This window comes from Streptomyces sp. NPDC051183 (genome assembly GCF_040682455.1).
GTDB lineage: Bacteria > Actinomycetota > Actinomycetes > Streptomycetales > Streptomycetaceae > Streptomyces.
The window spans coordinates 23,012-46,718 of the sequence record NZ_JBFBBA010000010.1; the positions used below are offsets into that span (position 1 = coordinate 23,012).

The 23,707-nt window shown below is 72.9% G+C and carries 20 protein-coding genes and 1 riboswitch; of the genes, 10 read left to right on the top strand and 10 right to left on the bottom strand.

Features of this window, described 5'->3' with window-relative positions:
• Positions 1 to 9: 9 nt before the first annotated feature.
• The 5 genes from AB0M99_RS11120 (at position 10) to AB0M99_RS11140 (ending at position 7,176) form a co-directional block, all read left to right on the top strand.
• On the top strand, positions 10 to 2,217 hold the full coding sequence (locus AB0M99_RS11120) for a phage holin family protein (RefSeq protein ID WP_365919202.1): 2,208 nt from the start codon (positions 10 to 12) through the stop codon (positions 2,215 to 2,217).
• A gap of 76 nt (positions 2,218 to 2,293) precedes the next feature.
• On the top strand, positions 2,294 to 3,730 hold the full coding sequence (locus AB0M99_RS11125; protein WP_365918908.1) for an amino acid permease: 1,437 nt from the start codon (positions 2,294 to 2,296) through the stop codon (positions 3,728 to 3,730).
• A gap of 42 nt (positions 3,731 to 3,772) precedes the next feature.
• Positions 3,773 to 4,213 carry an SRPBCC family protein gene (locus tag AB0M99_RS11130; protein ID WP_365918910.1) on the top strand — a complete coding sequence of 147 codons (441 nt, stop codon included), beginning with the start codon at positions 3,773 to 3,775 and terminating at the stop codon, positions 4,211 to 4,213.
• Between the two features lie 96 nt (positions 4,214 to 4,309).
• Positions 4,310 to 5,371, top strand: a complete 1,062-nt coding sequence (locus tag AB0M99_RS11135) for a MoxR family ATPase (RefSeq protein ID WP_365918912.1) — start codon at positions 4,310 to 4,312, stop codon at positions 5,369 to 5,371.
• Positions 5,368 to 7,176, top strand: a complete 1,809-nt coding sequence (locus AB0M99_RS11140; RefSeq protein WP_365918914.1) for a hypothetical protein — start codon at positions 5,368 to 5,370, stop codon at positions 7,174 to 7,176. The genes AB0M99_RS11135 and AB0M99_RS11140 overlap by 4 nt, the downstream gene beginning before the upstream one ends.
• An 18-nt stretch (positions 7,177 to 7,194) precedes the next feature.
• On the opposite strand, the gene AB0M99_RS11145 is transcribed toward AB0M99_RS11140, so the two are convergent.
• Entirely contained in the window at positions 7,195 to 8,781 is a 1,587-nt protein-coding gene (locus tag AB0M99_RS11145; RefSeq protein ID WP_365918916.1) for an RNA polymerase sigma factor, read from the bottom strand.
• A gap of 215 nt (positions 8,782 to 8,996) precedes the next feature.
• On the bottom strand, positions 8,997 to 9,758 hold the full coding sequence (locus AB0M99_RS11150; protein ID WP_365918918.1) for a class I SAM-dependent methyltransferase: 762 nt from the start codon (positions 9,756 to 9,758) through the stop codon (positions 8,997 to 8,999).
• 57 nt (positions 9,759 to 9,815) lie between these two features.
• Positions 9,816 to 9,910, top strand: a riboswitch (ZMP/ZTP riboswitch).
• A gap of 66 nt (positions 9,911 to 9,976) precedes the next feature.
• Between AB0M99_RS11150 and AB0M99_RS11155 the strand changes: the two genes are divergently transcribed.
• A complete protein-coding gene (locus tag AB0M99_RS11155; RefSeq protein WP_365919204.1) occupies positions 9,977 to 10,822 on the top strand; it encodes a bifunctional 5,10-methylenetetrahydrofolate dehydrogenase/5,10-methenyltetrahydrofolate cyclohydrolase in 846 nt (281 codons plus the stop codon).
• Positions 10,823 to 10,939: 117 nt separating this feature from the next.
• On the top strand, positions 10,940 to 12,430 hold the full coding sequence (locus tag AB0M99_RS11160; protein ID WP_365918920.1) for a peptide MFS transporter: 1,491 nt from the start codon (positions 10,940 to 10,942) through the stop codon (positions 12,428 to 12,430).
• 20 nt (positions 12,431 to 12,450) lie between these two features.
• Here AB0M99_RS11160 and AB0M99_RS11165 read toward each other — a convergent pair whose 3' ends face one another.
• From AB0M99_RS11165 to AB0M99_RS11180, 4 genes are all read right to left on the bottom strand, one after another.
• Positions 12,451 to 13,734: an MAB_1171c family putative transporter gene (locus AB0M99_RS11165; protein WP_365918922.1), complete on the bottom strand. Its 1,284-nt coding sequence runs from the start codon at positions 13,732 to 13,734 to the stop codon at positions 12,451 to 12,453.
• Complete coding sequence (locus AB0M99_RS11170; RefSeq protein ID WP_365918924.1) at positions 13,731 to 15,254, bottom strand: FAD-dependent oxidoreductase; 1,524 nt, start codon at positions 15,252 to 15,254, stop codon at positions 13,731 to 13,733. The genes AB0M99_RS11165 and AB0M99_RS11170 overlap by 4 nt, the downstream gene beginning before the upstream one ends.
• 126 nt (positions 15,255 to 15,380) lie before the next feature.
• Positions 15,381 to 15,944: a toxin-antitoxin system, toxin component gene (locus AB0M99_RS11175; protein ID WP_365918926.1), complete on the bottom strand. Its 564-nt coding sequence runs from the start codon at positions 15,942 to 15,944 to the stop codon at positions 15,381 to 15,383.
• The gene (locus AB0M99_RS11180) at positions 15,941 to 16,957 is read right to left on the bottom strand and encodes a hypothetical protein (protein WP_365918928.1); all 1,017 of its coding nucleotides are present in this window, start codon (positions 16,955 to 16,957) and stop codon (positions 15,941 to 15,943) included. Before AB0M99_RS11180 ends, AB0M99_RS11175 begins: the two co-directional genes overlap by 4 nt.
• 275 nt (positions 16,958 to 17,232) lie before the next feature.
• Between AB0M99_RS11180 and AB0M99_RS11185 the strand changes: the two genes are divergently transcribed.
• Positions 17,233 to 18,564: an ATP-binding cassette domain-containing protein gene (locus tag AB0M99_RS11185; RefSeq protein ID WP_365918930.1), complete on the top strand. Its 1,332-nt coding sequence runs from the start codon at positions 17,233 to 17,235 to the stop codon at positions 18,562 to 18,564.
• 157 nt (positions 18,565 to 18,721) lie between these two features.
• Positions 18,722 to 19,165, top strand: coding sequence for a hypothetical protein (locus tag AB0M99_RS11190; protein ID WP_365918932.1), 444 nt, complete (start codon positions 18,722 to 18,724; stop codon positions 19,163 to 19,165).
• Here the strand turns inward: AB0M99_RS11190 and AB0M99_RS11195 are convergent.
• Together AB0M99_RS11195 and AB0M99_RS11200 are read right to left on the bottom strand one after the other, a co-directional pair.
• Entirely contained in the window at positions 19,151 to 19,951 is an 801-nt protein-coding gene (locus tag AB0M99_RS11195; protein ID WP_365918934.1) for a helix-turn-helix transcriptional regulator, read from the bottom strand. The genes AB0M99_RS11190 and AB0M99_RS11195 overlap by 15 nt on opposite strands.
• Positions 19,952 to 19,975: 24 nt before the next feature.
• Positions 19,976 to 21,796 (bottom strand): FAD-dependent oxidoreductase, encoded by a 1,821-nt coding sequence (locus AB0M99_RS11200; RefSeq protein WP_365918936.1) that lies wholly within the window; start codon positions 21,794 to 21,796, stop codon positions 19,976 to 19,978.
• Positions 21,797 to 21,972: 176 nt separating this feature from the next.
• Here AB0M99_RS11200 and AB0M99_RS11205 point away from each other — a divergent pair, with 176 nt between their 5' ends.
• Positions 21,973 to 22,278: a 4a-hydroxytetrahydrobiopterin dehydratase gene (locus AB0M99_RS11205; protein ID WP_365918938.1), complete on the top strand. Its 306-nt coding sequence runs from the start codon at positions 21,973 to 21,975 to the stop codon at positions 22,276 to 22,278.
• 58 nt (positions 22,279 to 22,336) lie between these two features.
• Here the strand turns inward: AB0M99_RS11205 and AB0M99_RS11210 are convergent, their stop codons facing one another.
• Positions 22,337 to 22,756 carry an RICIN domain-containing protein gene (locus AB0M99_RS11210; RefSeq protein ID WP_365918940.1) on the bottom strand — a complete coding sequence of 140 codons (420 nt, stop codon included), beginning with the start codon at positions 22,754 to 22,756 and terminating at the stop codon, positions 22,337 to 22,339.
• A gap of 7 nt (positions 22,757 to 22,763) precedes the next feature.
• Positions 22,764 to 23,612, bottom strand: a complete 849-nt coding sequence (locus AB0M99_RS11215) for an aldo/keto reductase (RefSeq protein ID WP_365918942.1) — start codon at positions 23,610 to 23,612, stop codon at positions 22,764 to 22,766.
• Positions 23,613 to 23,707: the final 95 nt, after the last annotated feature.

Consider the following 23,707-nt stretch of genomic DNA (forward strand, 5'->3'; position numbering starts at 1 on the left):
TAAGGCGTGGTGCGAGGCGGCCGGTGGCGGAAGACGGGCAGCGCCCTGGTGCGGGTGATCCTCGTATGGGCGGTGTCCACCCTCACCATGCTCGCCCTGGCGGGGATCCTGCCCGACTTCCGGCTGGAGTCCGCCGACGGCGACAGCATCACGCGGATCGCGCTGACCGCCGCCTGGGGCGCCGGCGCCTTCGGGCTGCTGAGCGCGCTGGTCTGGCCGGTGCTCGTACGGGCCCTGCTGCTGGTGCCCGCCCTGGTGCTCGGGCTGCTCGTCTTCTTCCTCAACGGCTCGCTGCTGCTGATCGCGCTCAACCTGATCCCCGCCGGGCGCGGCGAGGCGGCCCCCGAGACCGCCGTGGTGGTCGCCGCGGTGATGTCCGCCGTCGCCTCGGCGACCTCGACCGCGCTGGCCGTGCGCGACGACGGGGCCTACCGGCGCCGGCTGTACCGGCTCGCCGACCGCAGGCGCCGCAGGCAGCGCCGGCAGGGCGCCCCCGGCGCGGACGAGACGGCGCCCGGCATGGTCTTCATCCAGCTCGACGGCGTCGGACACGACGTGCTGCGCCGGGCCGCCGACGGCGGTGTGATGCCGACGGTGGCCGAGTGGCTGGAGCGCAGCCACCGCATCACCCCGTGGCGCACGGACTGGTCCAGCCAGACCGGAGCCAGCCAGCTCGGCATCCTGCACGGCTCCAACTTCGACGTCCCGGCGTTCCGCTGGTACGAGAAGGACACCGGCGAGGTGGTGGTCTGCAACCGCCCCACCAGCGCCGCCGAACTCCAGCGGCGGGCCGTCGCGCGCACCGGGGACGGCGGGCTGCTCACCCTCGACGGGGCCAGCCGCGGCAACCTCTTCAGCGGCGGCGCCGACCAGCTGGCCCTGGTGCTCTCGGTCTCCGCCCGCCGCGGCCGGGCCAACCGCTCCCGCGCAGGCTACTTCGCGTACTTTTCCGACCCGGCCAACGCGGTGCGCACCGCGCTCTCCTTCACAGCCGAGGTGGGCCGCGAGATCGGCCAGTCGGTACGGGCCCGGCTGCGCGGGGACGGTCCGCGCGTGTCACGGGGCGGGCTCTACCCGATGATCCGGGCCTTCGCGACCGTGGTGGAGCGCGACGTCGTGGTCGCGGCGGTGATCGGCGACATGCTCGCCGGGCGCGCCGCCGTGTACGCGGACCTGGTCGCCTACGACGAGGTCGCCCACCACTCGGGCCCGCGCGGCCGGGACACCGACCAGGTCCTCGCCCGCCTCGACCGGAGCCTCGCCCTCATCGCGCGGGTCGCCGAGCACGCGCCGCGGGAGTACCGGATCGTGCTGCTGTCGGACCACGGCCAGAGCCCCGGGGAGACCTTCCTGGGCCGCTACGGGCTGACCCTGAAGGACCTGGTCCGCGCGGGCTGCGGGCTGCCGGTGTCCCGCCGGGCCGGCCGGACCCACAGCGGCGCCGAGGCGCGCGCCGCCGTACGGGCCGCCCTGCACCGGCCGGTCGAGGAGGAGGGCGAGGAGGCCCACCCCGGACCCGGCCCGGACCCGGTGGTGCTGGCCTCGGGCAACCTCGGGCTGATCTCCTTCCCGAACCTGCCGGGCCGGGCATCGCGGGAGCGGATCGAGCGCGCGCACCCGGCCCTGCTGGCGACCCTGGCCAACCACCCCGGGATCGGGTTCCTGCTGGTGGACGGCGTGGTGCTGGGGCCCGGCGGGGCCGCGGCGCGGCTGGACGTACCCGGCGAGGCGGAGGCGGCGCTGGCGGGGTTCGGGCCGGGCGCGGCGCGGGCCGTCCGCCGGACCGACTCCTTCCCGCACGTGGCCGACATCATGGTGAACTCCGCGTACGACCCGGACACGGGCACGGTGCACGCCTTCGAGGAGCAGATCGGCTCGCACGGAGGCCTCGGCGGGGAGCAGGGGCACGCGTTCCTGATGTGGCCGACCGAGCTGTCGGAGCCGCGCCCGGAGCCGGAACACGGTGCGGAGGGCGGCGTGGATTCCGGTGCGGAGCGCGGCCCCGGGTCCGGTCCGGGGCCCGGGCTGGTCGGCGCGGAGGCCGTGCACGCGGTGCTGCGGCGCTGGCTCCGCGAGGCGGACGGGCCGCAGGTGCCGGTCGGGCCGCGGCCGGGGGTGCGGGTCGGTGCGGGCCCGGTGGAGGATTCCCGGCCGGAGGGCGCCATGGACGGAATCCTTCCTTCCACAGGGGACCTGCAACGGGACGAAACCCGCTGATTTGGTACCGCCTTTGCGCTGGTCGACCATGTGCTGACCTGCCCACCATGTGAGACACCCCCGAGGCGCACCACCGATGACCAGCACCGAAGCCCCACCCACCGCGACCGCCGACGCCCCGGGGACCACCGACGCCCCCGGGACGGCCGAAACCGGGGGGACCGCCGTGCCCGCCCCGCAGGGCAGCCCGCACGCCCGCCGTTTCGGCCTGCCCGTCGCGACCTGCCTGGTCATGGGCAACATCATCGGCGGCGGCATCTTCCTGCTGCCCGCCTCGGTGGCGCCCTTCGGCACCATCAGCCTCGTCGCCTTCGCCGTGCTCACCCTCGGCGCCGTCGCCCTCGCCCTGGTCTTCGGACGGCTCGCCGAACGCCACCCGCAGACCGGCGGCCCGTACGTCTACGCCCGCGCCGCGTTCGGCGACTTCGCGGGCTTCCTCGCGGCCTGGAGCTACTGGATCACCACCTGGGTCTCCAACGCCGCCCTCGCCGTCGCCTCCGTCGGCTACCTCGGCGTGCTCTTCCCGGCTGTGGCGGAGCACAAGTGGTCCATGTGCCTGGCCGCCCTCACCGTGCAGTGGCTGCCCGCGCTGGCCAACCTGGCCGGCACGCGCTACGTCGGCGCGGTGCAACTGGTGGCCACCGTCCTGAAGTTCGCACCCCTGCTGCTCGTCGCCGTGGGCGGACTGTTCTTCTTCGACCCGGCCAACCTCGGCCCCTTCCGCGCCACCGACCAGAGCGCGGTCGGCGCCGTCTCCGCCGCCGCCGCGATCCTGCTGTTCAGCTACCTCGGCGTGGAGTCGGCCGCCGTCAGCGCGGGCGAGGTCCGCGACCCGGCCCGCAACGTCGGCCGGGCCACCATCCTGGGCACGGTCGGCGCGGCCGCCGTCTACCTGCTGGGCACCGTCTCCGTGTTCGGCCTGGTCGCGCACGAGGAGCTGGTCACCTCCACGGCCCCCTTCACCGACGCCGTCAACGGCATGTTCGGCGGCAGCTGGGGCGGCACGCTCGTCGCCTGCGCGGCCGTGGTCTCGATGGTCGGCGCGCTCAACGGCTGGACCCTGCTCAGCGCGCAGACCCCGTACGCCGCGGCCAAGGACGGGCTCTTCCCGAAGGCCTTCGAGACGAAGAAGCGCGGCGTCCCGGTCGTCGGCGTCATCGTCACGGTCGTGCTGGCCTCCGCCCTGACCGTCTACAACTACACGCTCGGCTCCGAGGGCGTCTTCGAGGTCCTGGTCCTGGTCACCACCTTCACCGCGACCGTCCCCTACCTGCTCTCCACCGCCGCGCAGATCTACTTCCTCGCCTCCGGCCGGTCCGAGCAGGTCCGGCGCGGCCGGCTCGTGCGCGACGCCGCCCTGGCCTGCCTGGCCTTCGCGTTCTCGATGTGGCTGGTCGCGGGATCCGGCTACGCGGCCGTCTACCAGGGCGTGCTGTTCCTCTTCGCGGGCGTGCTCGTCTACGCGGTGATGGCCGCCCGCAGGCACCGCGCGGCCGCCCGACCCGCGCGGTAGCTTGGAAGGAGAGGTCCGCCAGGGGGGCTCTAAGGGGTCGCCATGTCCGCGATCAGCAACAGCATCGACATCGACCGCAGGCCCGAGGACGTCTACTCCTACATCACGGACCCGACGCACCTGCCGGAGTGGCAGGACAGCGCCGTGTCCGCGGTTCCCATGGGCGACCTCCCCGTCCACGTCGGATCGAAGGTCGTCGTCACCCGGCAGATCGGCAGGCGGAGGATCCCCACGACCATGGAGTTCACCGAACTCGACCCGCCGCGCAGCTGGCACATCCACGGCATCGACGGTCCGGTCCGGCCGGACGTACGGGGCAGGATCGAACCCCTCGACGGCGGAGCCCGCTCACGGGTCACCCTGTCCGTCGACTTCGAGGGCCACGGCATGGGCAGGGCCCTCGTTCCCCTCATGGTCAAGCCCATGGTCCGCAAGGAGATGCCCCGGGGCGAGGAGAAGCTCAAGCACCTGCTGGAGCACTGACACGGCCGGCCACCGGAAAAACCGGGTGCTCAGGGCCCCGTGGTGCGCCCACACTGGGCGCACCACATCCCGGACCCCCAAGGACATCGACACCCCGTGCAGGCCGCCGTCAGCGTCACCCCCGCCCAGATCCCCGAACTGCTCCTCGGCCTCGCCACCGTGCGGCCCGTGTTCCTCTGGGGGGCTCCCGGCATCGGCAAGTCCTCGCTCGTGCGGAAGTTCGCCGACTCCCTCGGCCTGGAGTGCGTCAGCCTCCTCGGGACGCAGCTCGCCCCCGAGGACCTGATCGGCGTACCGCAGATCCGTGACGGCCGCTCCGTCTTCTGCCCGCCCGAGGCCATCGCCCGCGACGAGCCGTACTGCCTCTTCCTCGACGAGCTCAACGCCGCGAGCCCGGACGTCCAGAAGGCCTTCTACTCGCTGATCCTCGACCGCCGGATCGGCTCCTACGAGCTGCCCCCGGGCTCCATCGTCATCGGCGCGGGCAACCGGGCCACGGACAACGCGCTGGCCCGGCCCATCGCCTCGGCGCTGGTCAACCGCCTCACCCACGTGCACCTGACGGCCTCCGCGCAGGACTGGCTGGTCTGGGCCGGCGAGCACGGCATCCACCCCTGGGTCACCGACTACCTCACCGACCGCCCCGACCACCTGTGGTCGCAGCCGCCGAAGACGGAGGAGCCCTTCTCCACCCCGCGGTCCTGGCACATGCTCTCCGACGCCCTGCACTCCTTCGGGCCGGGCCTGGACGAGCAGACCCTGAAGGTCGTCGCGCACGGCACCCTCACCCCCGCGCACGCCGTCTCCTTCTGCGGCTACGCGAAGATCGTCCGCCACAGCTTCGGCATCGAGGCGATCATCAAGGGCGACGCCTCCTGGCCCACCCGCCTCGCCGACCGCGACCTGCTGTACTACCTCGCCGAGGCCTTCCGCGGCCGCCTCGTCAAGGAACTCCCCGCACAGCGGGAGCACGTCTCGCCCGCCGTCCGGCAGACCGCCTACCGCGCCAAGTCCCTGCTCGTTCAGCTCGCCGAGATCTCCGTCGAGGTCGCCCAGACCGTCATCGCCGACGACGCCGACGGGCTGCCGGTGCTGCCCGGCTGGTTCCTGATCGAAGCCGCCCGCGACATGCCCCGCCTGGTCGAGGCCCGCCGGTGAGCCGCGGCCCGCGCGGCAAGGAGACCAAGCCCGACCCCGCCACGCAGGCCTTCGCCGAAGGCCTCGCCCTGGTCAAGCGGAACCCGGCCCTCGCCGCGCTCACCGCCGACGTCTGCCGCCAGGCGGAATGCCCGCAGACCCCGGCCGGCGGCCTGGCCCTCGTGACCTCCAACGGCACGATCCACGTCCACCCCACCAAACGCGCCGATCCGAAGGAATGGGCCTGGACGATCGCCCACGCCCTGCTCCACCTCGGCTTCGGCCACGTCCCCGCCGCCAAGGACGACCGGCCCCAGCCCGACCGCTTCGACCTCGCCGCCCGCTGCACCGTCGTCAACCGCTTCCTGCTGACCTTCTCCGTGGGCCGCGCCCCGGACCACCTCCCCGCCGAGTACCCCGGCGGCGACGAGGAGCAGCTCGCCGCCCGCTGGCGCCGCGACGGCATCCCGGCGGCGAACGAGCACTGCGGCACCGCCGGGGACCACCCCGACCAGGTGCTGAAACCGTGGGCGGGCTGGGGGAACGCACAGGTACCCGACTGGGAGACCGCCTTCGCGCACGCCCTGACCCGCAGCGTCTCCGCCGCCATGGACGTCGCGGGCGGCCGCCGCGACCGGGTCACGGGAGAGAGGGCACGCCAGCACCCCTGGGACCGGGCGCTGAACTGGTTCGTCTCCTCGTACCCGCTGCTCGGCGGCCTCGCGAGCGGCCTGCGGATCGTCGCCGACGCCGAACTCGCCCGCGCCGAGGACATCGCCGTCGCCGCCGTCAGCGCGAGCGCGGGCGAGATCTACGTCAACCCGCTGCGCACCTTCACGGACGCGGAATGGCGGTTCGTCCTGGCCCACGAGATGCTGCACGCCGCCCTGCGCCACGGCGAGCGCCGCGGCGCCCGCGACCCGTACCTGCACAACGTGGCCGCCGACTACGTGGTCAACGGCTGGCTCGTGGAGATGGCGGTCGGCGAGATGCCCGAGGGGCTGCTGTACGACCCCGAGCTGCGGGACCTGTCCGTCGAGGAGGTCTACGACCGGATCACGACCGACCTGCGCCGGATGCGACGCCTCGCGACCCTCCGCGGCAAGGGCCTCGGGGACATCCTGGGCGAGCCGCTGCCCCACCCGGGGAGCGGCCCGTACTCCGACCTGGACGACTTCTACCGGCGCGGCCTGACCCAGGGCTTCGACCTGCACGAGCACGGGGAGCGCGGGCTGCTGCCCGCCGGGCTGATCCAGGAGATCCGGGCGCTCGCCCACCCGCCGGTGCCGTGGGACGCCCGCCTCGCCCGCTGGTTCGACGAGTACGTGCCGCGCCCCGTCCCCGTACGGTCCTACGCGCGCCCGGCACGCCGCCAGGCGTCCACCCCGGACATCCCCCGCGCGGGCCGGTACTTCCCGCCCGAGGAGATCGCCCGCTGCACCTTCGGGGTGGTGCTCGACACCTCGGGTTCCATGAACGCGGCCCTGCTCGGCAAGGCGCTGGGCGCCATCGCCTCGTACGCGCAGGCCCGCGACGTACCGGCGGCACGCGTCGTGTTCTGCGACGCGGCGCCGTACGACGCGGGCTATCTGCCGCCGACCGAGATCGCGGGCCGGGTACGGGTGCGGGGGCGCGGCGGGACCGTGCTGCAGCCGGGCATCGACCTGCTGCAGCGGGCGGAGGACTTCCCGCCCGGGGCCCCCGTGCTGGTGATCACGGACGGGGAGTGCGACACCCTGCGGATCCGGCGCGAGCACGCCTTTCTGGTTCCGCAGGGTGCCTCCCTGCCGTTCACACCCAAGGGGCCGGTCTTCCGGCTGACCTGACCGCCAACCCGACCGGTTCTAGTCGAGGTAGTCGCGCAGCACCTGCGAACGCGACGGGTGGCGCAGCTTCGACATGGTCTTGGACTCGATCTGGCGGATGCGCTCACGGGTGACCCCGTACACGCGGCCGATCTCGTCCAGGGTCTTCGGCTGGCCGTCGTTGAGGCCGTAGCGCATGGAGACCACACCCGCCTCGCGCTCGGAGAGCGTGCCCAGGATCGACTGGAGCTGCTCCTGGAGGAACGTGAACGACACGGCGTCGGCCGGCACGACCGCCTCGGAGTCCTCGATGAGGTCACCGAACTCGCTGTCGCCCTCCTCACCCAGGGGGGTGTGCAGGGAGATCGGCTCGCGGCCGTACTTCTGGACCTCGATGACCTTCTCGGGGGTCATGTCGAGTTCCTTGCCCAGCTCCTCCGGAGTGGGCTCCCGGCCGAGGTCCTGGAGCATCTGGCGCTGCACGCGGGCGAGCTTGTTGATGATCTCGACCATGTGGACGGGGATGCGGATGGTGCGCGACTGGTCCGCCATGGCACGCGTGATCGCCTGGCGGATCCACCAGGTCGCGTACGTGGAGAACTTGAAGCCCTTGGTGTAGTCGAACTTCTCCACGGCGCGGATCAGGCCGACGTTGCCCTCCTGGATCAGGTCCAGGAAGAGCATGCCGCGGCCGGTGTAGCGCTTGGCCAGGGAGACCACGAGGCGGAGGTTGGCCTCCAGCAGGTGGTTCTTGGCGCGGCGGCCGTCCTCGACCAGGATCTCCAGCTCGCGCTTGAAGGCGGGCTTGTGGTCCTCCTCCTCTTCGAGCTTGTACTCGGAGAACAGGCCCGCCTCGATGCGCTTGGCGAGCTCGACCTCCTGCTCGGCGTTGAGGAGCGGCACCTTGCCGATGAGCTTGAGGTAGTCCTTGACGGGGTCGGCCGTGGCGCCGGCAACCATGACCGTCTGCGCCGGGGCGTCGTCCTCGTCGTCGTCGGACAGGACGAAGCCCTGGGTGCCGCCGGGCTTGGGGGCCTCCTCCTCGGTGTCGTCGACGAGGTCCTCGGCCGCCCAGTCCTCGCCCTCGGCCACGGGGGTCTCGCCCTCGTCGCCGTCCTTGGCGGTGGTCTTCTTGGCCGCGGTCTTCTTGGTGGCGGTCTTCTTCGCGGTGGTCTTCTTGACCGTCCGCTTCTTCGGCTCGGCGACGGCCTCGGCCGTCGTCTCGTCCTCGGCGGCGGTGGCCGGCGAAGCGGATATCGCCGCAGCGGTGGCCGGGGCCGGGCTGGTGGCGGAGGTCTTGCGCGCGCCGATGGGGCGCGGCGCGGCGGCAGCCTTCTTGGTGGCGGTGCGGGCCGGGGCAGCGGCCGCCTTGCGCGGCTTCTTGGCGGCAGCCTTCGTGGCGGGGGCGGCGCTGACGTGCAGCGCGACACCCTCCTCGTCCAGGACCTGGTTCAGGCTGCGCAGGACCCGCTTCCACTGGTCCACCGGGATGCGGCCGGCCTCGAAGGCCTGGCGCACGTCGTCACCGTTGATGTGACCCTGCTCGCGGCCGCGCTCCACAAGCGCGACAAGGGCCTCGGATTCGGCGATCTCCGTGGGGAACGTACGGGACGGGCTGAGCGACACAAGGAGCCTCTCGTTGCGAACAGATAAGGGGTGGGCGGGACATCATCGCGCGAACTCGGGAAACAGACCCGAGGGGGGTCTGTATTCCGGGGCCGCGCGAGGACACCTGTCGGTTCATCGCATGCCCGAGTCGATTCGTTACGCGCTGAATTGAGTGACCTGCGCCACGCTGTGGCGAGGCAACCATTCCGGCGCGATTCCGTCGGCCCCTTCCATCAGCCCGTTTTGCGGGCCTCGATGAGGAAACGGGCGGTGTGCGCGACGAACGGGCCTTCGCGTTCGATCTGTTCGTGCAGTTCGCGCAACCGGTCCCGGTACTGCCCGACCGTGAAGCCGGGCACCATCCAGATCACCTTCCGGAGGAAGTAGATCACGGCTCCGACGTCGTGGAACTCCGTTCGCAGCCGTTCCGAGCGCAGATCGACGATGTCGAGCCCCGCCTTCGTGGCGTCCGCGACCGCGTCGTCGGGGTGCCGGCCGCGCCGGACCTCCTCCGGCTGCGGGCCCAGGAAGTACTCGACCAGCTCGAAGACGCTCGCCGGCCCGACCTGCTGGGACAGGTAGGTGCCGCCGGGCCGCAGGACCCGTGCGATCTCGTCCCACCAGATGGTCACCGGATGCCGGCTGGTGACCAGGTCGAAGGCCTCGTCGCCGAACGGCAGCGGCGGCTCGTCGGCGTCGGCGACCACCACCGCGCCGAGCGGGTGCAGCAGCCGGGTCGCCCTGGCGATGTTGGGCGGCCAGGACTCGGTGGCCGCCATCAGCGGGGGCAGCGGGCCGGATCCGGCGAGGACCTCGCCGCCGCCGGTCTGGATGTCGAGGGCGGAGCGGACCCGGGCGAGCCGCTCGCCCAGCAGCCGCTGGTAGCCCCAGGAGGGGCGCTGCTCGGTGGCGCGGCCGTCGAGCCAGGAGAAGTCCCAGCCGTCCACGGATACGGACTCGGCCTCGGCGACGAGATGGTCGAAAGTTCGGGTCATGTCTGGATCGTCCCAGCTCGGGCGCCGGTCATCCACCGGATAAGTCGACTACAGTGGGCCGCGGGCCGTGACTGGCGTTCGGGTGGATCACCACCGGGGAGCGGCCCGGCGTACGGGACGTACGTCGACTGCCGCGCGCCTGGGCGAACCGCTACCGCGAACCGCAGCGACGTTCAGGAGACCCCGTGACGACTGCCCAGACCGCCACTGCCCAGCTGATGGACGGCACCGCCCTCGCCCGCCGCATCTCGGAGCAGACCGCCGCCCACGCCGCGAAGATCACCGAGCGCACCGGCACCGCCCCCTGCCTCGCGACCGTGCTGGTCGGCGAGGACCCCGCGTCCGTGACCTACGTACGCATGAAGCAGAACCGTTGCGCCAAGGCCGGGATCACCTCCCGCCACGTGGAGCTCCCGGCCGCGACCACCACCGAGGAGCTGGTGGCCACCCTCACCGCGCTCTCCGAGGACCCCGGGATCAGCGGCATCCTCCTCCAGCACCCCGTTCCGCACCACATCGACGAGCGCGCCGCCTTCGAGGCCATCGCCCCGGGCAAGGACGTCGACGGGGTCACCATGCACTCCTTCGCCGCCATGGGCTTCGGGCTGCCGGGCTTCGTCTCCTGCACCCCCGGCGGCATCATGCGCCTGCTCGCCGCCTACGACGTGGACCTCACGGGCAAGCACGCCGTCGTGGTCGGGCGCAGCGCGATCCTCGGCAAGCCGGCCGGGATGCTGCTCCTGGAGCAGAACGCCACCGTCACCTACTGCCACTCGCGCACCGTCGACCTGCCGTCGATCGTGCGCCAGGCGGACGTGCTGGTCGCCGCCGTCGGCAAGGCCGAGTTCATCCGGGGCGAGGACATCAAGCCGGGCGCGGTCGTCCTGGACGCCGGCTACAACGAGGGCAACGTCGGCGACGTCCACTTCGAGTCGGCCGCCGCCCGCGCCTCGCTGATCACCCCGGTACCGGGCGGCGTCGGCCCGATGACCATCGCCGTACTGCTGGAGCAGACCGTCCAGGCGGCCGCCGCGCAGGCCGGGCTGGCGCTCGCGGACCTCTGAGCAGGGACGAACGCCCCGGGCCCAACGGTCCGGGGCGTTTCGTTTCCCCCCGGTGGGGGCCGAAAGACCGATCCGTACCGGACGCCCCGAGGGTGCACTGGTCATGTGAACCCATCGATGGACATGCAGACAGGCGGCCCGGCGCGGAGCACGAAGCGGCGGCACCCGCGCGGCCTCGCCACCCTCGTCCTCGCCGAGCTGTGGGAGCGGTTCAGCCTCTACGGCATGGTCGCCATCCTCGTGCACTTCCTCGCGGCCTCCCGCGGCCACGGCGGCATGGGACTGCACCAGGGCACGGCCGAGGCGGTGGAGGGCGTCTACATGGCCATGATCTCGCTGCTGGCGCTGCCCGGGGGCTGGATCGCCGACCGCTTCCTCGGCGCCCGCCGCGCCGTCCTGTGGGGCGGCGTGGTCATCATGGCCGGCCACGTCCTGATGGCCGTCCCGAACCCCGTCTTCGTATGGCCCGGCCTGGTGCTCATCGTCATCGGCACCGGCCTGCTCAAGCCGAACATCTCCGCCCTCGTCGGCCGCCTCTACGCCCCCGAGGACGACCAGCGCCGCGACGCCGGCTACTCGATCTTCTACATGGGCATCAACCTCGGCGCGGTCATCGCCCCGCTCGTCGTCGGCTTCCTCGGGGAGGAGATCAACTGGCACCTCGGCTTCGGCGCCGCCGCCGTCGGCATGGCCCTCGGACTCGTCCAGTACGTCCTCGGCGGCCGCCGTCTCGCCCGGGAGCTGCGCGAGGAGCCCGTGGTCCGGCTGACCCCCGCCGAGCGGGCCCGGGTGCGCACGTCCTCCTCGTACGGGCTGGTCTTCACGGCCGTCCTGATCGGCCTGCTCGTCGCCGCGCACGCGCTGAGCATCGACAACATCACCTTCGTGCTCACGGTCGTCGCCGTGGTCGTACCGGCCGGCGTGCTCCTGTCGATGTACCGCAGCCCCAAGGTCACCGCGACCGAGAAGACCCGGCTGCGGGCCTACGTCTGGCTCTTCCTGGCCGCCACGCTGTTCTGGCTGGTCTACGACCAGATGGGCAACGAGCTGAACATGTTCGCCGCCCAGAAGACCGACCTGAGTCTGCTCGGATGGCACATCCCGGCCAGCTGGACGCAGTCGCTGCCCTCGCTGTTCGTGATCGTCCTGGCCCCGCTGTTCGCGTCCTTCTGGGTGCGGCGCGGCCGGCACATGAGCACCCCGTTCAAGTTCGGCCTGGCCCTGCTGCTGACCGGCGCCTCCTTCGTGGTCATGTCGGGAGCCGCGGCCATCGCGTCCAAGGGCGTCAAGGTCTCGCTGATGTGGCTGGTCGGCGTGTACGTCATCCAGGTCATGGGCGAGATGTGCCTGAGCCCGGTGGGCCTGTCGGTCACCACCAAGCTCGCGCCGCGCGCCTTCACCAACCAGATGATGGGCGTCTGGTTCCTCGCGGCCGCCACCGGTGACGCGATCGGCGCGCAGCTGCCCCGGCTGGACGCGGTGATCGGGCAGAGCCTGAACTTCCTGTGGCAGGGCGCCATGGTCATCGCCGCGGGCGCGGTGATGGTGTTCTTCACCAAGCGGCTCAAGGTGCTCACGGGCGAGGCCGCCGCGGCGCCGGCCGTATGACGGCCCGACGGGGGCCGCGGTCAGACGCCGGAGGCCTGCCGGCGGGCAGCGGCCACGATGGGGGAGGCGCGGAACTCCTTCGCCAGCTCGGCCAGCGGCTGGGCGTCCAGCCGGTACGCGTCCGGTCCGTACGCGTCCGGCCGGTACGGGTCCGGGCAGCCGGGTACGGCTCCGGGCCCGGCGCCCGGCACGGCCCGCGGCAGAGCCCCCGGCCCGTCGCAGTCGCCGCCCGCCCGGTCCGCGGCGGCCCGGTGCTGGCAGGCCGCGGCGAGCATGGCCGCGTCCGCGACCACGGCGGCCTCCCGCTCGGCCAGGCCCTGGGCGAGCGCCGCCTCGTGGGCGCGGCTGCGTACGGCGGGGTCGAACCAGCACGCGAGGGCCAGGATCCCGTCGTCGATCACCGACTCCCGGTGGATCAGCCGGATCCCGACGGGCGACCACCAGGTCAGCGGTACGGTCATCACGCTGGACGCGGCGAACCCGCGCAGCGCCGCCCACAGGGGCTGCAGGCGCCGGTACTCGCTGAAGTCCCGCCAGGCCGCCGAGTCCCCGACGAGCGGCACGATGAACCCCGTACCGACCAGCAGGGCCGCCGTGGCGGCGATGGGCGGAGCTCCGTAGGTGGACAACCAGTCCCAGTCGCGTCCGCTCCAGTGCGCGCCCATCGCCGCCCACTTCACGGTGACGAAGGCCATGTCCATGGCCCCGCCGAGCATGAGCAGGGCGAGCCCGGTGCGCAGCGGGCGCATCGGGCTCTTCGAGGTCGTCCGGCCCGTCGAACGGCTGAGGCGGCGCAGCCACTTCCGGCACAGCAGCGTGAGCGCGGTGGCGCCCACGGTGTGGGCCACGAGGTAGCAGACGATCATCTCGCGGATCCAGGGCGTGTCCGCGTAGTACGTGTCCATGTCCCGCAGCCGCTCCACCGGCGCGTCGCCCTTGGCGAACAGGGCGACGATCAGCACGGTGACCGTGCCGTACGCGGCCACGGTCAGGCGGATGGTCCGCCGGACGCCGGGCGTGGGGGTGCCGCCCCAGTGCAGGATCAGCACGATGCACGCCCCCGAGAACGCGGTGAGCAGGCTGTAGACCAGGGGGGCCGAGAAGTTGACGATGCCGGTCAGATCGTTGACCAGGGTGATCGTCGGCGGCGCCGACAGGAACACGGCGAGGGAGCCGACCACCAGCAGGGTGCAGACGGCTCGCATGAGGGGCTGGTCCCAGCCCCGGCGTAACGTCGGCGCCTTGACGATCAGCGCCGCGGCGATCACCAGCCCCGGCACGTAGAGGATCAGGCCTTCCGTCATCGGGCCTGTCCGACGGGGTCGGCGTCGTCCACGGGCTCGGCCCCGTCCACCGGCTCGACCGCGGCGGGAGGCTCGACGGCGCCGGCCGGCTTCCCCGGGTGCTCCGGCTGCGCGGAGCCCGGCGCGCGGTCGAGGCCGCCCACGGCCCGCTCGGCGGTGGTCAGCGGCGCGGCCTTCAGGGCCCCCCGGTCGGAGGCCCGAAGCACCTCCCAGACCATGGCCGGGCGCAGCCAGTACGCGGGCGGCCGGTTCATGGTGATGACCTGGAGCAGGGCCGCGGCCAGGGACTCGTTCGTGAGGGCGCCGGTCATCAGCCGGTCGATGTACCCGTTCAGCAGCCCCGCCCCGGCGCGCGGCTTCATGCCGGTGGCGCCCGGGTAGAGGATGTCCTGCGAGGTGGCGAGGTCCCAGGCGATGGCCACCTGAGGGGCGATGACGCGCTGCGCCTCGCGGCCGATGCCCGGGTGGCCCAGGCCCTTGGCGCGCAGCAGGGCGCGCACGGCGAGCAGCCCCTGTGCGGCCACCGTCATGCCCTGCCCGTAGAGCGGGTTGAAGGTGGCCACCGAGTCGCCGACGGCGAAGAAGCCGTCGGGCAGGTCCGCCTTCTCGAAGTAGACCCGGCGGTTGGCGGTGCCCTGGGTGACGGCCACGTCGGTGAGGGGCTTCTTGCCTTCGAGGAGCTCGCCGACGATCGGGTCGCGCACGCCCTTGGCGAACGGGATGAACTCGTCCGGGTCCGCCGTGGGCTGGCCGCCGCGGGTGCCGGACAGGGTGGCCTGCCAGCGGCCGCCCTCGATCGGCACGATGGTCGCCGTCTGGCCCGGTACGGGCACCCGGGGGTCGGACTGCACGTTGATGATGGGGAAGCCCGAGGCGTGGGCCCCGGCCGGCGCCTCGAAGATGCGGGTCGCGTAGACGAGGCCGGAGTCGACCTCGGCCTGGCGCAGGCCGATCGGGCCGAGCGCCTCCAGCCAGGCGCGGGCCCGGGAGCCGCGGCCGCTCGCGTCGACCACGATGTCGGCCGTGACCAGCCGGTTCTCCTCCTCCGGGGTGTCGACGCGGACCCCGGTGATCCGGGTGGCGGAGCCCTCCAGGGACCGCACGCGGCTCTGCTGGAGGGTGGTGACGCCGGCCAGCCCGATGACGCGGGAGCGGACCACCGAGTCGAGGAGGTCGCGGCTGCAGGAGATGTTGAACTGCATCTCCTCGTGGCGCCGCAGCCAGCCCTGGGCGGTCTTGGTCACCAGGTCGGTGGGCAGGCTCCGGCGGAAGGCGCCCGCGGCCGTCCAGTCGTCGGTGATGCCCGGCAGGATCTCCTCGATGGCACGGGCCCCGCCCGACCACAGCAGGTGCACGTGGCGGGCCTGGGGGAGTCCGCGCCGGGGCGCCGGGCCGTCCGGCAGCGAGTCCGCGTCGATGATCGTGACCGTCGCGTGTTCGGCGAGCACGGCCGCCGCGAGCAGACCGGCCAGGCTGCCGCCGATGACGACGGCGTGGCGGGGCGGGGAAGACTGGGTCATCGTGTGGTGCTCTCTGTCAGGGCCGTGCCCGAGGCATCGGCGGAGGAGGTGCGTCGGCGGGGAAGGCGGTGGTCGGCCACCGGTGTGCTCACGCCCCGGGTCTCGGGGCCTGCTTCTTTTCCGCGCTCAACGTCCCCAGCCGAACGAGGTCTTGATGCGCTCGATCGCCTCGGGGACCTGTTCTTCCCGGGGTGGTGGCAGGAATGCCTTCAGCAGCTTGCCGAGGTGCAGTCCGAAGGTCTCGGCCCGGATCTCCGCCGGGTCCTCCCGGTCCGCGCGGGCGGCCGCCTGCCGGACCACGGTGCCGAGCCCGGTGTCGCAGCGCAGCAGCTCGGCGAGGCTCCCGCGGCGGCCGGTCAGCCGGGCGGCCACCGCCATGCCCGGCCCGTGGCGGTCGCAGGTGCCCTCGTCCATGTGCCACAACTCGTGGCAGGCGATGACGAGCTGGTGCTCCGGCCGGGTGCGCTCCTCGATGACGAGCAGGTCGCGCTCGGCCAGCTCCAGCCACAGCCCGCTGGCGGTGTCGGGCGGGAAGACGGCGAAGCGGAACTCCACCGGCCGGCCGCCGCGCCCGCGCGCGTACGCTGCGCACACGCTCCCGATGATCTCGTCGGCCTCGGCCGGTGGCGCCAGGCGTGCCTCCGCCAGCAGATCGCAGCCGAGCCTCCGCATGGCCCGTGTCGTCCTCAAGGCGCTCCCCCCTCGGCAGTTCGGTCGTAGGGCGCGGCGGGAGGGGGGTTCAGCTGTCCCTCCCGCGCGAGCAGGTCGTCCAGGTGGTCGGCCAGCGACTTCCAGCCGCCCGGGGAGAGCCGCCCGGCCCGGGTGACGATGTTGCGTACGTCGTGCGCCCGCATCACGGCGAGCATCGGGTTCTCTGCCGCCCGTTCCGCGGAGTCCAGCCCGCGCTCCACGCAGGCGAGGGCGGCGGTGAGCGCCTCGGTGTCGTCGGCCAGCAGGAAACCGCTCTCGACGCCGTAGAAGCGCTGGATCCCGGCGGCCGCCGCGAGGTTCGGCAGGCCTTCGCCGCGCGCCAGCCGGGTCAGCGACTGGCCGGAGGCGTCGAAGGATCCGGCGATGGCGGAGAGGGAGTGGGGCTGGCCGTCCTCCCGCCGGCGGGTGCGGCGCAGGTGCTCGAACCGCCGGCGCACCTGCTCCTTCAGCGGGAGCCGGGGCGGTTTCCCGTCGAGGGTGAGCCGGATGCCCTGCGGGGTGATGCCGGTGAGGTACGAGAGGTGCTCCAGGTCGTCCGTACCGGCCGGGCCCGCCGGGCCGACGGCGGTGGTGGCCAGGGCCCGCTCGACCGCGCTCTTGCTGTCGGCGAGGAGGAAGCCGGCGTAGACCCCGAAGAACCGCTGCACGCCGGCCGCGTGGCCGAGGCGGGGCAGCCCGGTACCCGCGTTGAGGGGCCCCAGGGAGGCCCCGGGGGCGTCGAAGTCCTCGGCTATGGCGGCGAGCGACCACTCCCGGCCGCACCGGTCCCGGCGGGTGGCGCGCAGCCGCAGGAAACGCTCGTGCACCCGTCGGCACAGCGGCAGTTCGGGCGCGGTGCCGGCCAACACGCGGGGGATAAGGGCGGGTTCGACCCCGGAAAGGTGGCTCAGCCGCTCGGCGGAGAGCACTTCGGCGGGGTCCTGTCCGCACCGCTCCGCCAACTCCACGACACGTCCCCAGGTCTTGGTGAGGTCGGGTCGGTCGGCTCGCACCGGGCGGTTCTCCAAAGTCGAGTGGCGTCGAGTAGAGAGGACGTTCGATTCGGTTGCTGTGCGTGAAGAGTAGCCCTCCGCTACGTGGCGAACCAGGCCGACCCCCAACCTTTCTTTGCGTCCGTCTCAAAAAAGGTTGGTGCAGAAGTGGAGACGAGACGCATCGTCTCGCTATAGTGAAGGCATGGCTTTCTACCGCTTCCTCTGAGTCCGGGCACGGCCGACGCCGCCGCTTCTGCTGCCCGTAGACCCTTCGCACCGTCAGGGAAAGCCCCATGCGCGAATGCGCCCGTACCGCACAGCTGTCCGTCAAGAACGTCACCAAGTCCTACGGCACCCGGACCGTCCTCGACCAGGTCTCCTTCACCGTCCGCCCGGGGGAGAGGGCCGCCGTCATCGGTGAGAACGGATCCGGCAAGTCCACCCTGCTGCGGCTCCTCGCCGCGGCCGAGGCGCCGGACACCGGGGAGATCACCGTCAGCTTCCCCGGAGGCACGGGGCACCTCGCCCAGACCCTCGCCCTCGAACCGGAACGCACCGTGCAGGACGCCGTCGACCTCGCCCTCGCCGAACTGCGCGACATGGAGCGCCGGCTCCGCGGCGCGGAGGAGGGCCTCGGCGGGGCGTCGCAGCAGGAGCTCGACGCGTACGGGGGGCTGCTGATCGCGTACGAGGAGCGCGGCGGGTACGAGGCGGACGTCCGCGTGGACGCCGCCCTGCACGGGCTCGGGCTCGCCGGGATCACCCGCGAGCGGGTGCTCGGCTCACTCTCCGGCGGAGAGCAGTCGCGCCTCGCGCTCGCCTGCGTGCTGGCCGCCGCCCCAGAGCTGCTGCTCCTCGACGAGCCGACGAACCACCTCGACGCGGCGGCCGTGCACTGGCTCGGGGAACACCTGCGGGCGCACCGGGGCACCGTCGTCGCGGTCACCCACGACCGCGGGTTCCTGGAAGGCATCGCCACCACGATCCTGGAGGTCGACCGGGACGCGCGCAAGGTGCACCGGTACGGCGACGGCTGGGCCGGCTACCGAGCCGCGAAGGCCTCCGCCCGGCGCCGCGCGGAACAGGAACACGCGGACTGGGTCCAGGAAGTGGCCCGTACCGAGGAACTGGTCGAGGCGGCCGGGAAGCGGCTGGCCACCACCGGCAGGGACCCCGGGGAGGGCTTCGGCAAGCACCGCCGCTCGCACGAGGCGAAGCTCGGAGGGCAGGTACGGGCGGCCCGCGAGCGGCTGGCCCAGCTACGGCGCAACCCCGTGGCGCCGCCGCCGAAACCCTTCGCCGCCGGGCGGCCCGGCCCGCCGCAGGAGCACGCCGAACAACTGCTGGCGCTGGGCCTGTTCCGCGAGGAGGACCTGCACATCCCGGTCGCGGCGCTGTCCGCCGGGCAGCAGCGGAGGCTGCAGATCGCACGCCTGGTGACCCGGCCCGCGGACCTGCTCGTACTCGACGAGCCGACGAACCACCTCGCGCTCGACCTGATCGAGGACCTGGAGGCGGCGCTCGCGGCGTACCCGGGCGCGGTGGTCGCGGTCTCGCACGACAGCGGCTTCCGCGACCGCTTCCCCGCGGAGCGGCTGGAACTGAGCGGCGGCCGCAGGCACTGACCCACGGCCGCCGCGGGCGCTCGCCACCCCGGATTACCCCGGAGGTAATCGACCCCGTGCCGCGGCCGCGGCAGGGTGGTGGCTACGGGTTCCGGGGCCGCGCACTCGGTTCCGGGACCCGTCCCACCAGCAGCGATTCCACCTCCAGGGAGCCGTCGTGTCCGCAACCCTGCTCGCCACCGTTGCCCGTACCACCGTCCCGCGGACCGCGCTCCGCCGGATCCTCGCCCTCGACGCCGTGGTCACCACCGGCAACGGCCTCGCCTACGCCGCCTTCTCCGCCCCGCTCGGGCGGCTGCTCGGGGTCGGCGCGACGACCCTGTTCGAGCTGGGGCTCTTCCTCACCGCCTACGGCGCGGGGGTCGGCTGGCTCGCCTCGCGGCGCCGGCCCGCCGCCTTCCCGGTGCGGTTCGTCATCGAGGCGAACTGCGCCTGGACGGTGCTCAGCCTGGTCTCGCTCTTCGCCTGGTTCTCGCCGACCACCGCCGGTGCGGTGTGGATCCCGGCGCAGGCCCTGACCGTCGCCTCCTTCGCCCTGCTCCAGCACCTGGCGCTGCGCTCGGCCGGCTCGGGCGAGGGCGCGGGCTCAGGAACCGAGTGAGTGCAGGTACTTCGCCGTCGCCGGGTCGGCCGGGAGCAGGGTCTCGATGGCCAGCTCGGCGACGGTCACGTCCATCGGCGTGTTGAAGGTGGAGATCGACGACACGAACGACAGTAACTGCCCGCCGTGCTCGATCCGCAGCGGCAGGGCGATGTACGGCACCGCCCCGTCCGGCCCGGTGTCCCCGGACCGCGGGGCGGGCGCCGGTGCCACCGGGTAGGCCGCCACCTCCTCGTACAGGGCGCGCAGCGGCTCCGAGCGGGCCAGCGCGATCTGCCGCTCCATCTGCTCCAGCAGGTGCCCGCGCCACTCGGGCAGGTTGTGGATCCGCGGGGCGAGCCCCTCGGGGTGCAGCGTGATCCGCATCGCGTTCAGCGGCGGCTCCAGCAGGTGCTCGGGCATCCCCTCCAGCAGCATGGCGATGCCCCGGTTCGCAGCCACCACCGTGTACGTGGCGTCCACCACCAGCGCCGGGTACGGCTCGTAGCCGGTGAGCAGCCGCTCCAGGGCCTCGCGCAGCACCCCCAGCTCCGGGGCGTCCATCGGGGTGTGCGCGTACCGGGGCGCGTAACCGGCCGCCAGCAGCAGCGCGTTGCGGTCCCGCACCGGTACGTCGAGCCGGTCGGCGAGCCGCAGCACCATCTCCTCGCTGGGCCGGGACCGGCCCGTCTCCACGAAGCTGATGTGCCGGGAGGAGGAGTCGGCGCGGCCGGCCAGTTCCAGCTGGCTGATGCCGCGCCGCTCCCGCCAGGTGCGCAGCAGGGCTCCCACACTCGTCGTCGTCATGCCCACGACGGTAGCCGAGCGCGGTCAGCCGAGGTCGAAGACGTTCCGCAGGCCGAGACGGTAGCGCCACAGGTCGTGCCGCTTCGCGGACTCCACCTCCGGGGCCCGGTACAGCGGCCGGACCGTGCACCGGGCGGCCTTCGAACCGTCCCGGTCCAGCAGGGAGTTGACGGCGGCCCGGGCCGAGGCGTTGGCGCCCTCCATCGTGGCCAGGTCGATGTCGACGGCCACGTAGTCCCCGCTGAGGAAGAAGTTCGGGATCCGGGTGCCCGCGCTCGGCCGGTTGTGGAAGGTGCCGGTCGGGTGGATGAGCAACTGGTCCTGGTTGGTCGGGTTCGGGGTGCCGAGCCCGTCCACGCCCGGGTCCAGGAACCAGGAGTGCAGCTTGGAGTCGGCCAGCAGGGTCCTGCCCGTGTCGTTGAGCGAGGCCTTCAGCTGCGCCCACACCTCCCGGGCGACCTCCTCGCGGGTGCACTCCTTGGCCGTCTTCCCGTACAGGATGCCGGGCTTGTCCCACTCCGAGATGTCCACCGACAGGCAGTCGACCGCCACGCCGTCCCCGTAGTCGGCGGGGAAGTTCCTCGCGGGCCAGTGCTCGGCCTGCTGGATCGCCGTCAACGACCAGGGCGAGTCGATGCAGTTGAGGTGTCCGTGTACGAGGGGTGCCCGCTCGGTCAGGTAGAACTGGATGCCGGTCATCCAGTCGGTCTCCAGCCTGTCGCAGCGCCCCAGCATCGGGTCCGCGGCCCGCAGCGCCGGGCCCCAGGTGCGGCGGGCGTGCTCGACGGGCAGCGCGCTGACGTAGTGGTCGGCGGTGACCGTCTGCCGGACCCCGGCGGGGTCCTCGGTGACGACCCCGCTCACGCGGCCGCCCGCGTACTGCACCTCGCGCACCGTCCAGCCGATCCTGAACTCCACGCCGAGGGACCGTAGATGGGCCTCCCAGGGGTCGATCCACGCCTCGTTGGTCGGCAGGTTGAGGATCCGGTCCGGCGGGCCGTCCGCGCCGCGGCCGAGCAGGTTGAAAACGAAGGCCTCGCCGAGCGTCCCCACCGTCCGGGTGGAGGCCTCCTCGGCCTTGGTCGCCACGATGTTGCGGGTGACGCCGATGGCGAGGATGCGCTGGTACTCGCTCGACATCCGCGCCGCGCGCACGAAGTCCCACCAAGGGGTGTGCTCCCAGACCTCGTTGCGCCGCTCGTCGCAGCTGGTGAGGAAGACGAGGGCGCGGTCGACGAAGTACGCCGTCTCGTGCGGCGGGAGCCTGACCAGCGACTGCATGATGCCGGCCAGGGCCCGGCGCAGCTCGTCGGGCGTCAGCTCGGCGGGGGAGTGATCGGGCCAGGGGATGGGTGCGCGCAGGTCCTCGCGGCCGGCGGCGCGGGCGAACATCATCTCGCGCGGGGCGACGAGGTTGTCCCACACGCCGTTGGCGTTGCCGGGGAAGGGGATGCGCCGCATCGTGTCGGGCAGGTTGTGGTAGATGCCCGGGATGAAGCGGAAGCCGTGCTCGGCGGGCAGCGGCCTGCGGCCGCCGCGGGCGCTGCCGGGTACGTCCATGCTGCGGGCCTTGCCGCCGAGCGCGCGGCGCTCGTACACCGTGACGGCGTAACCGCGCTCGGCGAGCTCGTGCGCGGCGGTCAGGCCGGCGACCCCGCCGCCGAGGACGGCGACGCTGCGGCCGGCCGGCGGTGTGGCGGCGGCCGCGCCTTCGGCTGCCGCCGCGGGCGCCGCGGCCGCCACCGGCACCGCGGCCGCCGACAGGGCTCCGGCCGTGGCCGCCGCACCTGCGATGAAGGTGCGCCTGGAGCTGCCCGCGCCCGTGCCCGTACTGGTGCCTGTCATAGCCACGCCCCCTGGTTACCGGTGGTAACAGTGATGTCAGGCGCAGGAGCATAGGGGTGGCGCCGTGGGCATGGAAGGCAGGCAGGAGCACCCGTGCGCACTATGGCGCGAAAGGCTCGCTCCGGCGTGCGCTGTGGGAACCTTGACCACACGTCACGGGGAAAAGGAGCCGGTGCATGCCGAGTGAGCCGCTGTCACAGAAGGAGATCGAGGACCGGTTGCGGGAACTTCCCGGCTGGGCCTTCGAGGACGACCGGATCTTCCGCACCTACCGCCTGGGCACGCACTTCGCGGCGAGCGCGCTCGTCGCGCACATCGCCTCCGTGCAGGAGGAGTTGAACCACCACTCCGATCTCACCCTCGGCTACAACACGGTCCGCCTGTCGGTGAACAGCCACGACGCGGGCGACGCGGTGACCGAGAAGGACTTCGAGCTGGCCCAGCGCGTCGAGGGCCTCGCCCCGGCACACGGCGCCGCCTGACGCCGCACGCCGGGGCGCGGATACCCGTACGGCAAGCGGCCGCCCGGGAGCCGGTCGGTCAGACCGGCTCCAGGCGCCACCACTGCGTGGGCGAGTCGGTGTCCTCGTACTGGCGGGCCCGGCCCTCCGCGTCCGCCTCCAGCGGCAGGCCGCTGATCGCCGCGATCAGCGAGACCACGCCGGGATCGTCGAGGTGCTCCTCGACGATCCACTCCTGGGCGCCGAAGGCGTTGGCCCGCCACACCTGGATGCGCGTACCGCTCTCGGTGGACGCGTTGGCGACGTCCAGCCGCTTGCCGTTGTGGACGCTGACCAGGTGGAAGAGGCCGCCGCCGCTGTGCACCGGCGAGATCTCCCAGCGCAGGGCGGCCGGCGGCGCGTCCTCGGAGCCGACGCACACCCGGTTGCCGCCCTCCACCTGGAGCAGCAGGCCGCTGCCGACGTTGCGCACCAGGTAGACGCCGTCAGGGACGTTCACCGGCCGCTCAGATGTCGAAGACGGCGGGGTCGGGCCCGATCCGGCGGCTCGCGGAGCCGGCGCCGAGGGCGTCCAGCGCGGCGATGTCGGCGGCGTCCAGCTCGAAGCCGAAGACGTCCAGGTTCTCCCGGATCCGCGAGGGGGTCACGGACTTCGGGATCACGACGTTGCCGAGCTGGAGGTGCCAGCGCAGCACCACCTGGGCGGCGGAGCGGCCGTGCTTGGCCGCGATCGAGGCGACGGCGGGGAGCGTGAGCAGCTCCTTGCCCTGGCCGAGCGGCGACCAGGCCTCGGTGGCGATGCCGAGGCGCGCGTGCACCTCGCGCAGCTCCGCCTGCGGGAACAGCGGGTGCAGCTCGATCTGGTTCACGGCCGGCACCAGGGAGCTCTCGGCGCCGAGCCGCTCCAGGTCGGCCGGGCGGAAGTTCGACACGCCGACGGCCTTGGCGCGGCCGCTCTCGGCGATCTCCTCGAAGGTCTTCCAGATGGCGAGGAAGTCCTCGCGCATCGGGCGCGGCCAGTGGATCAGGTACAGGTCGACGTGGTCCAGGCCCAGCTTGCCGAGCGACGCGTCGAACTCGCGCAGCACGTTGTCCCGGCCCCAGGTCTCGGACGGCCCGTTCCAGAGCTTGGTGGTGACGAACAGCTCCTCGCGCGGTACCCCGGCGCCGGCGATGGCCTTGCCGGTGCCCGCCTCGTTGCCGTAGATGGACGCCGTGTCGATGCTGCGGTAGCCCGCCTCCAGCGCCGTCGTGACGGCCTGCTCCGCTTCGGCGTCCGGGACCTGCCAGACGCCGTAGCCGAGCTGGGGCATGAGCGTGCCGTTGTTGAGCTTGGTGCTGGGAACCTGGTTCACGTCTTGTCGTTCCTCGGGGTCGTCTGTGGAGCTCCTACGACCGGCGACAACCTGTCTCCCGTACCCGGTATTCCCGCCGTCCGAGTGATCCTCAC